This window comes from Nonlabens sp., assembly GCF_051251825.1.
GTDB lineage: Bacteria > Bacteroidota > Bacteroidia > Flavobacteriales > Flavobacteriaceae > Nonlabens.
Window position 1 is genome coordinate 19,764 of record NZ_JBPOGG010000006.1, and the last position, 14,953, is coordinate 34,716.

Below are 14,953 nucleotides of genomic sequence, written 5' to 3' on the forward strand. Positions count from 1 at the left end.
TTTTTATCTTCTAAACAATTCATCTCTATGATATTCTAAATATCTTTCACGACCTTCAACTGGAAGAAGTGGTATATTCATATTATTTGATATGTAGAATCGGTCGCGATTAATTTGTGAAACTTGATTGGAAATTATTAAAGTTTTATTTGTGTTAAATGAAATGAATCCTTGGTCGAATAATTTATCATATGTAGGAGTTAGTAAAAGACCATTTTTTTGATTTAGTCTATCGTCATTGTTTGATTTGCTCCAAGGTTTAATATGACTTGCTATTAAAAACCGACTTTCGTTTATGCCTGTAATTGCGCAAAAACCACAATCCGAAATTAAGTTTCTTCTAAATATACCTTGTCCAATTCTTGATTTAACCAATTGGACTTTTTCTGTTTGCGTAAAATCATTATTATTATCAATTTCTTTTAATTGATTAATTTCTTCTTCACTTACTCCGAAATTTTGTAAATCCTCCCAATTATCTGATTCATTTTCAATCTCATTTGGCATAGGGAATAAATCAAAAAAATATTCTTTATTATTTCTTTCATCACTAACGTCTGCCAATATATGTGATTTAATATCAGAATATTTTATACCATCTTTTAATGAAATTAATTTCTGTTCTATTTTAATGACATTGGAATATTCATTGATTGAATTTTTTAAAATATCAAAATTACCTATTATTTCTCCAAAAAGTTCTATCTCAATTTCGTCCCATTCTATAGTTCGTTGTAAAGTATGAAGTTTTTTACATAATTCAGCATGAATTGAAAATGGTGTTACATTTTTAAAACCTCTTTTAGTATATGGATTAGGAACGCAATAATGTTTTAACCAATTGATTAAATAATTACTAACTTCTTCTTTAGAAGGCGAATGTCTGAATTTAGGAAAAAATGAATGATCATTTTCGTGATATAAGCCTAATTGACAAGCCAATTGGTATGGAGTGTGGAAAAAATTACCTCCAAATTTTTCATTAATAAATTCTCTTGCTACAGCTTTGGGAAGTTCTGTTTTTGGCAAGTAGGATATTAACTCTATTACATTATCTAGATAAGGATTACGCCATCTGCAAATTGGATCAGCCATAAAAATTTATTTTGCTGCGAATTTTGTTATATCCATTTGTTTTAATAAAGCAATTAATACATCTACAACTATACTATTTCCAGCTTGTCTATACATCTGTGTATCACTTACTTTTTGTTTGAAATCATCTCTGAACCCCATTAATCGAAGACATTCTTTAGGCGTCAGTTTTCTTATTCTACCTTTGTTATGTGTAACGTAATTGTCAACACCTGCTCGATGCATTTTATGCATAGATTGTAATAAAGGTCGTGCAACCTCTAAATCTGTTTTAATTGATGTTTTAAAGTTTTTTGTCCCTTCTGTTAGAACGTATTTCTTTGTTTTCTCAAGTAAATAATATTTTTCTTCTACTTCGTTTACATCAAAAATTAATTCATTAAAATCAGGAATATCTTTACTTTCAAAAACGAAATCTCCATGCCAATTAAATTGCTGATTTGCTTTTTGGCAAATCGCAATATCACCATTTATTTGAGTATAACGTTTTTTGCGATTTTTAGAACTTGTAACAAATTTTACTCCTTTCTCTTTAAGATAGTATTTACTCTCCGTGTAGTCTTCGAGAAAATCTTGCATCTTGTACTCTAATTTTATAGGTTTTGGAAATTCAAACTCAACTGTATTATCCTTAAAACCAATTACGAATATTCTTTCTCTATGTTGTGGAACTCCATAGTTTTTAGAATTCATTACTTGATAAAAGTATTTATATCCTAACTCATCAAAAGTCGCTTTAATCGTTTCAAAAGTATTACCATTGTCATGATTAATTAAACCTTTCACATTTTCAAAAATGAAAATTTTGGGTTGGCTTTCTTTGACTACTCTTGCAAATTCATAAAACAATGTTCCTCTAGTGTCATTGAATCCTTTTCTTTTACCTACCATGGAAAAAGATTGACAAGGACTACCACCAACTAATAAATCTACCTTTCCTCGATATTTCTTTCCATTTATATTCTTAACATCATCATACCAATTTGCCTCTTCAATTTTATAATTTGAGAAATAACTTTGCTTTGCATATTTATCAATATCACTTGCGAAAATTATTTCTGAATCAAGTTTAAGCCTTCTAAAAGAATATTCAATAGCTCCAATACCTGAGAACATTGTAGCGACTTTTATTTTTGCTTTAGGATTGGAAAATTCTTTCTCTGTCCAATTAGGATTACGAGCTTTTTCAGAAAAATAAATTTCCATTTGCTCTTCAACAATATTTAGAACTTCTTTATAATTTGAGTATCCTTTAATTTCTTGTGTAATCTTTGAAGAATAAAAGTGATTCAATAAGTTTTTTTGTTCAGTTTCAAGAATTTCAGCTAGAGGAAATAATAAATTTTCTGATAGATTTCTTTCTTCTCGTTCTATTTTACCAAGCGTTGATGTATCTATGTCTAAATGTGCAGCAACTTTTTTAAGAGGAAATCCAAGCTCAGTTCTACGTTGTTTTATGAATTCTCCAAATGTAGCGGTCATAATTTTATAATGATTTTAGGACAAAAATAGTCCAAAAATATGGAATCACTCAAGGTGTTAGATTGTTTTTTAGATGAAATTATTTATGCTCTATTATAAATTCCATTTTTAAGATAACAACCCAACTCAAAACTCCTAATCTCATCAACAATCAAATCCTTTGCCCAAACCACACTAACAGGAGGAAAGCTCAATCCTGTTTCTAAAGCGAGTATTTTAACCCTAGATTTTAAATCATCTTCTATGTATTCCAGAATGACATAAAGTTGTTCTGGATCTTCATCTTCAAATGGTGTGTGAAATTTTGCTATTTGACCTTTCCTAGTTGGATTCATAATCTAAATATTTCTCCAATATTACAGCCTTAACTTATTGCAGTCAACATACAATAAGTATCAAATTGAGGTACTTATAAATCATAAAACGAATCCCTACTCCTCACTTTTCCTAGGACTATAAAGAATCACAAACTGAACGATGATTCCTAGAACGATTACGATCCATATCTCCATTTGGGTAAGAAGTTCCATGGACTCCATGGCTTTTTCACCTATGAACATTTGGCGGTTTCCTTCCTCGATTTGAATGTCAGAGAGTTTATCTAGGCTGGTTTTTATAGAGGCGATTTGGTTTTCTAGGTTGTTAGAATCCAGTGGATTGTTGTCGTTTTCAATAGTATATAATTGATTGAACTGTTGTTGTAATTTGGTAAAAACCTGCTCTTCTTCTCGGGTAAGAGCCGTATTTGAAAACGAATCAATATATTCATTGATTTGTTTTTGAGCAGCGTTACTATTTAAAACCAGAGTTGAATCTTGTTGCTTAGCGAGCAATAATTGCTTTTTATGCATTTCTAACTGCATGTTATAGATTAAATCTTTAGCAATTAAACGATCATCATAAATCGTAGAAACAGAATCCTGAATGCGTTTAAAATTATTGCGATCTATAAAGTTAGTCGCTAGAATGAGTAATATAATTAACACAAGACCTATAGACCATTTGATTTTATTACTTATCATGTTTAATGTTTTAGAAACACTTAAAAATAAGTATTTGGTCAGATTTAAAACGATAGCTTAATTAAATATTAACTATGTTTTTAATAATAATGGAGTGGAAAAAAGTTGAGGATTACAACCCTTGATTCTGCGCAACGCGCACTTTCTTGAATAAGTCTGAGCTATAGACAAAGTCGGTTACAGCTTCATTATCGGTCTTGAAAATCTCTTTGTTGCTTCCTTTCCAGGCAATCTTACCATCTTTAAGGAAGATAATCGTTTCACCTATTTCCATTACAGAATTCATATCGTGAGAAATAATCACCGTGGTGATGTTGCGCTCATGAGTGATTTCCTGAATGAGTTGATCGATGATGGTGGCTGTTTTAGGATCTAGTCCACTATTAGGCTCATCACAAAAAAGGTATTGTGGATTATTTGCAATAGCACGACCTAGGGCGACACGCTTCTGCTGTCCACCAGATATTTCACTAGGCATTTTATGATTGAGGTTGACCAGGTTGACACGTTTTAGGATTTCGTTTGCTCGTTCACGACGTTCTGCTAGTTTCATTCTAGAAAACATGCGCAGCGGAAACATGATATTTTCCTCTACAGTCATAGAGTCAAATAATGCACTGTGCTGGAATAACATTCCCATTTCCTTACGTAAATCACTCTTGCGCTCTATGTCCATATCAACGATGGATTCACCAGAGTAGATGATATCACCACTGTCTGGTTCAAACAAGCCCAGCATATTCTTTAAAAATACTGACTTACCAGAACCACTGGCGCCTATAATCATGTTAGTCTTTCCTTGCTCAAAAACGGCATCTATACCTTTAAGAACATCTTCACCACTGAAACCTTTGCGTAAACCTTTTATCTCTATCATACGGAAAGTAATATTTGGGTTAAGATATAGTTAGACACTATAATTGCCACACAAGTCCATACAAATGAGGTTGTTGAGGCTTTACCTACTTCAAGTGCGCCACCTTCCATATAATAACCATGATAACTAGGAATAGTCGCTAGTAATATCCCAAAAACCATCGTTTTTATAAAGGCATAAGCAACGTGCCACGGAATAAAAGCGTCTTGCAGACCTACAATAAAGTCTTCCATGCTTACTAAATTACCGTAAACACTAGCTAGAAATCCTCCAAAAATCCCAACGAACATAATTATAGCAATCAAGAACGGATAGAATAAGAGCGCAATAATTTTAGGATAAATCAAGTAATTTAAGGAGTTAATTCCCATTACTTCCAGCGCATCAATTTGCTCAGTAACACGCATGGTTCCTATACTCGATGTAATGTAAGATCCTACCTTACCAGCCATAATTACCGATATAAAAGTAGGTGCAAATTCTAGGATAATAGATTGTCTAGTCGCAAAACCTATCAAACTTTTAGGAATCAAAGGATTGTCTAGATTAAGTGCCGTTTGCAGCGCCACAACCGCACCCATGAAAAGGGATATAAATGCAGTGATTCCTATGGAACCGATGATAAGATCATCTATTTCCTTAAGAATCAATCCTCTAAGTACAGACGTTTTAGTAGGTCGCCTAAAAACGCCCATCAACATAATCATGTACTTACCTATATGTCTTAAAAATCTCATGAAGTGTAAAAGTAGGATAAAAAACTATTAAGGGATTTAATGCAATCTTAAAGTTTTGCCTTTTTGAATATCTTATTTTTGCACAAAATTAGAATCTATGAAATCTATCATATCTATATTTCTTTGTTTTATCCTGTTGGCTAGTTGTGGTACGCTTTCGCGAAAGCAGGATCACGACAATCATCAAGCTCACCAAGAGCATAGAAATCACGATAGACATGCTGCCCAAATGGCTGGACGTGAAGCACAAAAGCCTAAACTCGTAGTAGGAATAGTGGTGGATCAAATGCGATATGATTACCTCACAAGATTTGCCGCTCGTTATAGTGAAGGTGGTTTTAAAAGATTAATGAACGATGGATTCAATTGTTCAAACAATCATTATGACTATGTGCCTACTTATACAGCGCCAGGTCATGCCTCTATTTATACAGGAACATCACCTATGAATAATGGAATTATAGGGAATAATTGGTTTGATAAATATGAGAATAAAGTCATTTATAATGCTGGAGATGATAACGTTAACTCAGTAGGAACGTTAAGTAAGGATGGAAAAATGTCACCTAGACGCATGTTAACCACTACCGTAACAGATGAGCTAGAACTACATACTCAAGGACGTGCCAAAGTGATAGGAGTTTCTATAAAGGATCGTGGTGCCATATTACCAGCAGGTCACGCTGCAGACGCCGCATACTGGTACAGAGGTAGTGAAGAAGGAACTTTTATATCTTCTACGTTTTACATGGAACAATTGCCACAATGGGTGAGCGATTATAATGCAAGCAATCCATCTCAAAAATATATGAAGGAATGGAATACATTACATCCGTTGAGTTCCTATACGGCAAGTGGTAGCGATTTAAATGAATATGAAAAACCGCCACGTGGTAAGCAAACGGCTACCTTTCCATATGATTTACCAGCATTACAGGAAAAAAATGGTGGATTTAATTTATTGAAAGGAACACCTTATGGTAACAGCATTGTCGCAGATTTTGCCATTGCAGCTTTGAAAAATGAGCAAATGGGAATGGACGCAATTCCAGATTTTCTAGCCGTGAGTTTTTCCAGTACAGACTATGTAGGTCATCAATATGGAGTGAACTCTGTAGAATTAGAAGACACTTATTTAAGACTAGATCTAGAAATCGAGCGATTGTTAATTGCACTGGACAGTCAAGTAGGTGATGGAAATTATACTGTTTTCCTAACCGCAGATCATGGAGCGGTAAACAATCCTGCTTATTTACAATCACAGGGAATAAACGCAGGATACTTTGATGATAACGAGCTATTGACTTATTTAAAAGCACGTTTAAAGAAAGATTTAGGAAATGATACGTACATCAAGAACATTTCAAACAGTCAGATATTTTTAGATTATGAAAAGCTTGATGCGGCAAAGTTAGAGGCTGTTTATGTGCAAAACTACCTAGCTCAAATCTTGACTAATTATAGGCAAATCGATAAAGTGTTTACTCGTGAAGCGCTTACTCATTCTAATTTTACAACTGGAGTAGGAGCGTTGATTCAGAATGGATTTCATCATAAACGTAGTGGCGATGTTGTTTTTGTACTAGAGCCAGGAGTTATAGATTATCCTAAAACCGGTAGCACGCACGGTAGCTCACAGAGTTATGATACTCATGTGCCATTATTATTCTATGGAGCCGGAATCAATCAAGGGAAAACAGTCGAGCGTACTCATATTATAGATATCGCACCAACGGTTTCTAGTTTACTAGGAATTAGTTTTCCAAATGGAGCAACTGGAAACCCAATTGTAGAAGTATTAAAATAAGTAAATTAAAATATAGAAGGCATAATAATTATATTTGCACCTTCAATTAATAAATACAACATGAAAAAAATATTACTAGTTCTAGCACTTATTGTAACTACAGCAGCAACTGCACAAGTTTACACAGGTAAAGGAGATCAAAAATTTCAGGTAGGAGCAGATTTTCAATCAGGTTCAACAGGAGTTCAAGCGACTTATGATTATGGAATAGGAGAGAACATCTCTTTTGGTCTTACAGCAGCTTATGCACTTGGGATTGATGAAGATGTAAGTGTGAATTTTGATGAAAGAGCGATGTTGCGTTTACGTTTCAATGCAAACATAGGTAACGTTATCAATGTTGATGAAAATCTTGATATCTATCCTGGTTTAGGATTCAGTACTAAGAACTTTGGTGGTCACTTAGGAGCACGTTATTTCTTTACAGACGGTTTTGGTCTATACACAGAGATGGCAGTACCATTTGCATCTTATAAAACAGAAAACCTAACTCCAGCAGAAGAATTGTACAATCAGTTTGTGGTGAGTTTTGGAATGTCTTTTAATTTCTAAGAGCATTTAAAATCCCAATTTAGACTTAATACCGTTCCAACGGTATGATCTTATAAAACGACCTTGATCTACTGTCACCAGTGGTTCAAGGTTTTTTTTGCAGAAAATATTCTTGTTACAATGGCCTTGGGAAGTCTGTCGTAAAAAATGAGAATATCAAGAGCGTTAAAAAGAAAAGTAAATTCTATTGATTGATTTTGGTAGAATCCTTTTTGAGCTTGAATAATTTTGGTTGTTAAAGTCTTAGTTTTTCTTTAGCGATTATATTAAAATTTTTAGACAGGTGTCCCACAGCCTAGACTTTTTTGGTTCGTTTTTGCGGCAATGGCAAAAATGAACAATGCCTTTAAAAACCCAATTTAGATTTAATACCGTTCCATCGGTATGATCTTATAAAACGACCTTGATCTACTGTCACCAGTGGTTCAAGGTTCTTTTTTTGTGCCAGTTTGTAGCCTTTTAAATAGTCAGGAATGAGTTGGAAGTTCTTTTTATTCCACGCCATTTTTGCTGCTGTGATAAACGTAAGCCACCAACCGTAACGCATTTTATAGAATGCCTCACCTTGCAGGTATTTTGCTTTGGCGTTATAAGATGCTCCAGTAGGTTTGAGATGTTTTATATGAAGTTGAGGAATGGTAACTACTTCCCAACCATGATAACGAGCCAGCATTTCATCAATCGTATCCCAACCTATAGAAGATTGAAGTCCGCCGATTTGTTGAAAACAAGAAGTGCGATAAGCTTTTAAAGCACCACGTATATGATCTGGATTTGTTCCTTTTTCAAGTTTCCATTCACCATCTTTTTCTATTGAACAATGTCCAGCCACCATTCCATTTGTATCGCTCAAGCGGAAACGTGAAACCATCAACTCCACGTAATTATCAGGGAAAATTAAATCGGCATCATATTTACAAATGATGTCAAAGTCTGTAATATCAATTTGGGCAAGTCCAAAGTTAAAAGCGTTAACCACTTTAGAACCTGGGATGTTTTGATCACTAGATTGATGACTGACAACCGTAATAGATTCGTGTTGATTTTGGTAAGAGTTGGCTATTTCTAAGGTCTTATCGGTAGAATTATCATTAACTATGATGATGTTAGAAATAGGAAAAGTTTGGGCTAGTAAGCTGTCGAGCGTTTTTGAAATAAAACGTTCTTCGTTATAAGTAGGTATGATGACAGCTATTTTCATAGAGTTCTATGAAGCTGTTTTTTCACAATACACGAGATAATAACGATCTGTGAAAGAACGCAATATAGGCCTGATACCTAGCTTCTTTACTGGATTAGTAAACCTAACGCTATCCATTACTTTCCAGCCTGCTTTTTCTAGAACATAATCCAGCTGCCACGGTTCAAACTCATGATAGTGTTGATCGCGTATGTCGTTTTTATTACGATAAGCACTCGCAAACCATAATTTCAACGGTACGCTTATTACTGCTTTGTTACAAGGAATTGCTTTAAGAGAAGAATAAGGACTTACTAAATGTTCAAAAATCTCAAATGCCGTAACTACATCACCATTGAAATTTTCAATCTCTCTTACATCATCATCAAGATCTTTACCACTAGTATTTTGTACGGTATAACCAGCATCTTTCATAATCTTTGAAAACGGATTCTCAACTCCTAAATCGAGAATAGATAAGTCTTTAGAAATATGCTTTTCTAGAAACTCTAGCGTGATGTTAAATCGTTTATGTGGAAAGTTGTGTTCGTACACTAGTGTTATTTATGGTAATACAATTTCAAAAGTAACGCATCAATAACTTTTAAAAGCAATTGATGCGTTATTATGTATGTTGAATATTTAAATCTTAACCACGACGACGTTCTAATAGAATCATCATCATCAAGCCTAGCATTACTCTTTCCTTATCGTCATCATCGATGTCGGCAGTTTTTGTGAGTTCAAATTCTTTACCTAGAAACGATGGCATTTTTTTAAGTTTCACTACGACTTGTCCTTGATTGTTAGTTACATTATAGGTAGGATTGAATAAGTAACCTGTAAAGAATCCTAAGATAGGAATCTCACCTAATAGATTGTCTAGGAAACGTGTAAAAGCACTTTCTTCCTTTACATTATATTGTAGCTCCTGGTTCTGATCTATGATGTTATACTCAGCCTTCCACATGCTACGCCATCCTTTACGAGCAATTTTACCAATTTCATTATTGTTTGCATCCACCATACTGTAAGCAGCGCTCCAGTCCAGCCATTTGTTTGCAGCAATTGTAAAAAGTACTCTGGTTTTACTCTCGTCACTATACACGTTTACAGCTTCTTTAAGCTTGAACATTTTTTGCTTTACGTACGCAATAGTTTGTCCTTGAGAGTTTTTGGCAGTAAAGTCATTTGACAAGGTTGTGACCTTGAAACTAAACTTAATAGGGTAATCTAAATTATTCATTTGGGTTGGGTTTTGTGTTGTGAATTTAAGCTTATTTCATTTGCTTTCGCGAAAGCGTATTGCTCAAATATTTAAGAAATTAAACAACGATTCAATTATTTCGAGCTTTGCAAAGCTTATTGAGCAAATCTAATTCTATCACAAGTCGAGTTATACATATCACTATTATTATCTAAGCTTTCCTATCATGAAATTAATTCCTCCTCCATAGAGTATACGTTCTTTAGTAAATTGTACAGTAGGAGCAATGGCCATTCCGAAGTGTCTTGTTATTAAGAACTCCAATTTTGGCTCAATATTCAATCCTAATGTACCATAAGTATCAAAATCATAAGTGTAATTCTCCCTTAGAAAAGCTGGGTCTTCAATGGGTTGAAAGTTTGTTGGTGATTTTAAAACTGTATAGCCTAGACCAATACTGGGTCTAAATCGAATTGTGTTTTTTGGATTTATATTAAAATTCTTCCCGGCGGAAATGTAATAGTTTGTAAATCTATCAGCAGCAGTATTTAGATATAAGATTGAGAAACCTTCTGAATAATTTTCGGGTTTATTTTTAGTTTCCTTAGCAGCTGTAGTTGTTCCCAAGGACACAGAATAACCATTCTTAAAAACATAATTAAAGTCCATGTTGATTCCTATATAATTTCCCAACACTAAATTTGTTGAGAAGAAATAGGTGTCATCAACCTTTGGCTCGGTTGCATCTTGCTGGGCAGTCCCATAATTTGAAATTGAGACAAATACAATTATAATTAACCAAATAGTTTTTTTCATAATAACTGATGATATAAGCCTATTAAATGTTGTTTTCTTTTAATTAGATTTTTAACTATTCAATGACTTCCAGCTTTGCAAAACGCAGCAATAACTTCTTCAAGCCGCCTACTTGAAAATTGATTTCTGCTTTTTTCTCGCCACCAGATCCTTCAATGTTTACTACAGTTCCACGACCAAAACGACCGTGCTCCACCATCATTCCAGGTTCCAGTGTTCCTGCAAAACCTGATGGTGCACTAGAACTGCTCGCGCTGCTAGGTCTTATTTTACGCAGTTTTCTTATTTGTTCTTCGCTTGGTCTGCTCACGCTAGGTGGCTTACCACTAACTGGTTTAGACTGACGTAGTTTAGATTTATCTGGCTCGTCCCATAAATGATCGGTTAAGGCGCTTTTATACCTATAATCATCCATAGGAGTAGTGTATTCTAGATATTCATCTTTAATTTCTGTGATGAATCTGCTAGGTTCTGCATCTACTAATTTTCCCCATCGGTATCTACTGAGAGTATAAGTAAGATAAGCTTGATGCTCAGCTCTAGTGAGCGCAACATAAAATAACCTGCGTTCTTCTTCTAGCTCTTCACGAGTGTTCATACTCATACCGCTAGGGAATAAATCTTCTTCCATTCCTACGATATAGACATATGGGAATTCGAGCCCTTTTGCTAGGTGAATAGTCATCAATGAAACACGATCGTCAGTATCTTTATCATTATCGAGATCTGTTGCTAGAGCGACATCTTCAAGGAACTCTGCAAGAGAACCACGAGCTTCATCGACTTCTTTTTGTCCTTCTACAAAGTCGCGCATACCGTTGAGCAATTCCTCGATATTTTCCACTTTAGAAATTCCTTCTTGTGAACCATCTTTTTTAAGTTCCACAATCAGCGAACTTTTCTTTATCACATATTCTGTAAGTTCAAAAACGGTTTGTGTTTCTTCAAGAGCTTGGAAACTCTTGATCATTGTGATAAAGTTCTTCAACTTAGTCTTAGTGCTGCTATTGATTCCAGCATCTATACGATCTATGTTTTCAATCACTTCAAAGATGCTGCGGTCATAATGTTTTGCAGCTACGATTAATCGATCCATAGTCGTAGAACCTATTCCACGAGCAGGATAATTGATAATTCTTTTAAGAGATTCTTCATCTTTAGGATTCACGACCACACGCAAGTAGGCGAGGACATCTTTAACTTCTTTACGCTGGTAGAAACTCAAGCCACCATAAATACGATAAGGAATATCACGTTTACGCAAGGCGTCTTCCATCGCTCTGGATTGTGCATTTGTTCTATAGAGAATCGCAAACTGGTCGTTGCCCAGTTGTTTTTGCATTTTATTTTCAAATATGGATCCGGCTACATAACGACCTTCCTCAGCATCACTCATTAAGCGGTGCACGATAATTTTAGGGCCATCATCATTTGCCGTCCATACTACTTTATCAAGTTTAGTTTTGTTGTTTTCTATAATGGAATTTGCCGCTTCTACGATATTTTTAGTAGAGCGATAATTTTGTTCCAGTCGGTAAGCTTTTACACCTTCATAATCGCGCTGAAAATTCAAGATATTATTAATATTTGCACCACGGAATGCATAAATGGATTGTGCATCATCACCTACCACACATATATTCTGGAATTTATCAGAGAGTGCTTTTACAATTAGGTATTGTGAATGGTTGGTATCTTGGTACTCATCTACGAGTATGTATTGGAAACGATTTTGATACTTAGCAAGCACATCTGGAAAACGATTGATGAGCTCGTTAGTTTTCAATAATAAATCGTCAAAATCCATCGCGCCAGCTTTGAAACAGCGCTCTACATATTCTTTATAAATATCTCCAAAACGTGGTCTGCGCGCCATAGCATCATCTTCCTGTAAATCTGGATTTGCAAAATAAGCTCTTACTGTAATGAGGTTATTTTTCATAGAAGAAATGCGAGAGAAAATCTGCTTGTATTTATAAACATCTTTATCCAGTCCCATTTCTTTAATAATCGCACTGGTAAGGCGTTGCGAGTCTTGAGAATCGTAAATCGTGAAATTTGAAGGATAGCCCAGCTTGTCTGCCTCTACACGTAGAATACGAGCAAAAACCGAGTGAAAGGTTCCCATCCACAGGTTTTTTGCCTCACTAGCACCTACTATGTCACCTATACGTTTTTTCATCTCTTTGGCCGCTTTATTTGTAAACGTAAGAGATAGGATATTAAAAGGATCGACACCTTGTTGCATGAGGTAAGCGATACGTATGGTAAGCACGCGAGTCTTACCAGATCCTGCACCAGCAATGATAATCATAGGACCTTCTTTTTGTAAAACAGGTTCCTTTTGAGCGTCGTTTAATTGGGAAATATATTCTTGCACTTTTTTCTTTTTGTAGGGAAGACAAGATACGAGTTGATGGTCGTTTTTTAGTAGATTATGTGGACTTTTTATACACGGATTTCTTTATGATAATTAAAGTACAAATGATAATTAGTAAGCTCTATTTTTGTGTTCAGTTCGCTTTCGCGAAAGCGGAATCTAACCACATTTACGTATTTTTGCCTTTCTAAATTTCCCTAATGATAGATTTTATTCTCAACCTTGCCTGGTACTGGTATCTCGTTGCATTTATAGTAATTGTTGCTATTTATGATATCTTCAATAAGAAACATATTATACTACGTAATTTTCCAGTGGTAGGCCACATACGTTACTTTCTAGAAAGTATAGGGCCAGAATTACGTCAATATATTGTGGCAAACAATCGCGAGGAATTACCATTCAATCGTATAGAACGAGGATGGATTTATGCGAGTGCAAAAAATGAGAATAATTATGAAGGATTCGGTACAGACCGTGATATCTATTCTCACCAGTATATTTTCATCAACAATGCGATGATGCCTTACAAGGTTGATAAAGAACATTTATCTTTTAAAGAACCTGCCTTTTTACCATGTGCAAAAGTGATAGGTGCCGCTAAAGGCAGAAAAAGACCATTCCGTCCAGCGAGTATCATAAACATAAGCGCGATGAGTTATGGAAGTCTGTCTGCAAAGGCTATAGATGCTATGAACACTGGAGCAAAGCAAGTACATGCTTATCATAATACTGGTGAAGGTGGATTATCGCCTTATCACAAGCGTGGAGCCGATGTTGTTTTTCATTTTGGAACAGGATATTTTGGAGTGCGCGATGACGAAGGAAATTTTTCAATGGAAAAATTAAAACAATTGGTTAAAGATCATCCACAGGTTAGAGCTATAGAAGTAAAATTATCTCAAGGAGCAAAACCTGGGAAAGGTGGTGTTTTACCAGGTTCAAAAATTACTAAGGAAATAAGCGAGATACGCAATGTTCCGATGGGTGAAGATGTACTGTCGCCACCTACACATAGTGCATTTGAGGGAATTCAAGGTTTAGTAGATTTTGTAGAAGAAATTGCAAACCAGACTGGCTTACCTACTGGAATTAAAGCCGCGATAGGAAAACTAGAGCAATGGGAAGAACTTGCTGATATTATGAAAGCTACCGGGAAAGGACCAGATTTTATAACGGTAGATGGTGGAGAAGGTGGAACTGGTGCAGCACCACCTAGTTTTGCAGATCATGTTTCCCTGCCATGGGTTTATGGTTTTAAAGATTTATATCAAGTTTTTCAAACCCGAAAAATGACGGAGGATTTAGTATTCATCGCTTCTGGAAAATTAGGTTTTCCTGCAAAAGCTGCGATGGCATTTGCCATGGGAGCAGATGTTATCAATGTCGCTAGAGAAGCAATGATTTCTATAGGTTGTATTCAAGCACAAGCATGTCATAATAATACCTGTCCTACAGGAATTGCTACTCAAAATAAATGGTTGCAACGTGGTATTGTGGTTCCTGAAAAAGCGGGACGATTAGCGAGTTATTTTAAGAAGTTCAATAAAGAACTGCTTGAAATTACTCATGCTGCTGGATATGAACATCCATGTCAGTTTGATATGCGTGACGTGGACGTAAGCATAGGTGATATGAATATGACTCAAACCTTAGAACACACCTATAAATATCAAAAAACGCCAGTGCCGTTTGAAAGCATGCAAAGTCTTAAAGATTGTTTACATCTAGGAGGAAAGTAGGAAATCGAACTTGAAGTTGAACTTGAATTTAAACCTTGAACTTTAAACTTCAAGCT

Annotated in this window: 14 protein-coding genes; 3 read left to right on the plus strand and 11 right to left on the minus strand. The window is 35.1% G+C overall.

From position 1 onward, the window contains the following. Positions 1–3: 3 nt before the first annotated feature. The 6 genes from ACSHWW_RS08915 to ACSHWW_RS08940 all read right to left on the minus strand — a co-directional run bounded on the left by ACSHWW_RS08915 (position 4) and on the right by ACSHWW_RS08940 (position 5,213). A complete protein-coding gene (locus ACSHWW_RS08915) occupies positions 4–1,095 on the minus strand; it encodes an HNH endonuclease (RefSeq protein ID WP_435682096.1) in 1,092 nt (363 codons plus the stop codon). Positions 1,096–1,101: 6 nt separating this feature from the next. Further along, the gene (gene dcm / locus ACSHWW_RS08920) at positions 1,102–2,577 is read right to left on the minus strand and encodes a DNA (cytosine-5-)-methyltransferase (protein ID WP_435682097.1); all 1,476 of its coding nucleotides are present in this window, start codon (positions 2,575–2,577) and stop codon (positions 1,102–1,104) included. Positions 2,578–2,660: 83 nt separating this feature from the next. Then, positions 2,661–2,912 carry a hypothetical protein gene (locus ACSHWW_RS08925; protein ID WP_435682098.1) on the minus strand — a complete coding sequence of 84 codons (252 nt, stop codon included), beginning with the start codon at positions 2,910–2,912 and terminating at the stop codon, positions 2,661–2,663. A gap of 96 nt (positions 2,913–3,008) precedes the next feature. Then, a complete protein-coding gene (locus ACSHWW_RS08930) occupies positions 3,009–3,599 on the minus strand; it encodes an MCP four helix bundle domain-containing protein (RefSeq protein ID WP_435682099.1) in 591 nt (196 codons plus the stop codon). Positions 3,600–3,711: 112 nt separating this feature from the next. Beyond that, positions 3,712–4,476 carry an ABC transporter ATP-binding protein gene (locus ACSHWW_RS08935; protein ID WP_435682100.1) on the minus strand — a complete coding sequence of 255 codons (765 nt, stop codon included), beginning with the start codon at positions 4,474–4,476 and terminating at the stop codon, positions 3,712–3,714. After that, positions 4,473–5,213, minus strand: coding sequence for an MlaE family ABC transporter permease (locus ACSHWW_RS08940; protein ID WP_435682101.1), 741 nt, complete (start codon positions 5,211–5,213; stop codon positions 4,473–4,475). Before ACSHWW_RS08940 ends, ACSHWW_RS08935 begins: the two co-directional genes overlap by 4 nt. A gap of 97 nt (positions 5,214–5,310) precedes the next feature. Between ACSHWW_RS08940 and pafA the strand changes: the two genes are divergently transcribed. Further along, complete coding sequence (gene pafA, locus ACSHWW_RS08945) at positions 5,311–7,020, plus strand: alkaline phosphatase PafA (RefSeq protein WP_435682102.1); 1,710 nt, start codon at positions 5,311–5,313, stop codon at positions 7,018–7,020. A gap of 60 nt (positions 7,021–7,080) precedes the next feature. Further along, a complete protein-coding gene (locus ACSHWW_RS08950; protein WP_435682103.1) occupies positions 7,081–7,572 on the plus strand; it encodes a DUF6646 family protein in 492 nt (163 codons plus the stop codon). 346 nt (positions 7,573–7,918) lie between these two features. On the opposite strand, the gene ACSHWW_RS08955 is transcribed toward ACSHWW_RS08950, so the two are convergent. The 5 genes from ACSHWW_RS08955 to ACSHWW_RS08975 all read right to left on the minus strand — a co-directional run bounded on the left by ACSHWW_RS08955 (position 7,919) and on the right by ACSHWW_RS08975 (position 13,155). Continuing rightward, positions 7,919–8,773, minus strand: a complete 855-nt coding sequence (locus tag ACSHWW_RS08955; protein ID WP_435682104.1) for a glycosyltransferase family 2 protein — start codon at positions 8,771–8,773, stop codon at positions 7,919–7,921. A 6-nt stretch (positions 8,774–8,779) separates the two neighbouring features. Further along, a complete protein-coding gene (locus ACSHWW_RS08960) occupies positions 8,780–9,307 on the minus strand; it encodes a methyltransferase (RefSeq protein WP_435682105.1) in 528 nt (175 codons plus the stop codon). A 94-nt stretch (positions 9,308–9,401) separates the two neighbouring features. After that, complete coding sequence (locus ACSHWW_RS08965) at positions 9,402–9,998, minus strand: hypothetical protein (protein WP_435682106.1); 597 nt, start codon at positions 9,996–9,998, stop codon at positions 9,402–9,404. A gap of 168 nt (positions 9,999–10,166) precedes the next feature. Then, positions 10,167–10,775 carry a hypothetical protein gene (locus tag ACSHWW_RS08970; protein ID WP_435682107.1) on the minus strand — a complete coding sequence of 203 codons (609 nt, stop codon included), beginning with the start codon at positions 10,773–10,775 and terminating at the stop codon, positions 10,167–10,169. Positions 10,776–10,830: 55 nt separating this feature from the next. Further along, the gene (locus ACSHWW_RS08975) at positions 10,831–13,155 is read right to left on the minus strand and encodes an ATP-dependent helicase (protein WP_435682108.1); all 2,325 of its coding nucleotides are present in this window, start codon (positions 13,153–13,155) and stop codon (positions 10,831–10,833) included. Positions 13,156–13,355: 200 nt separating this feature from the next. On the opposite strand from ACSHWW_RS08975, the gene ACSHWW_RS08980 reads away from it, so the two are divergent. Next, on the plus strand, positions 13,356–14,897 hold the full coding sequence (locus ACSHWW_RS08980) for an FMN-binding glutamate synthase family protein (RefSeq protein WP_435682109.1): 1,542 nt from the start codon (positions 13,356–13,358) through the stop codon (positions 14,895–14,897). The last annotated feature ends 56 nt before the right edge of the window (positions 14,898–14,953 follow it).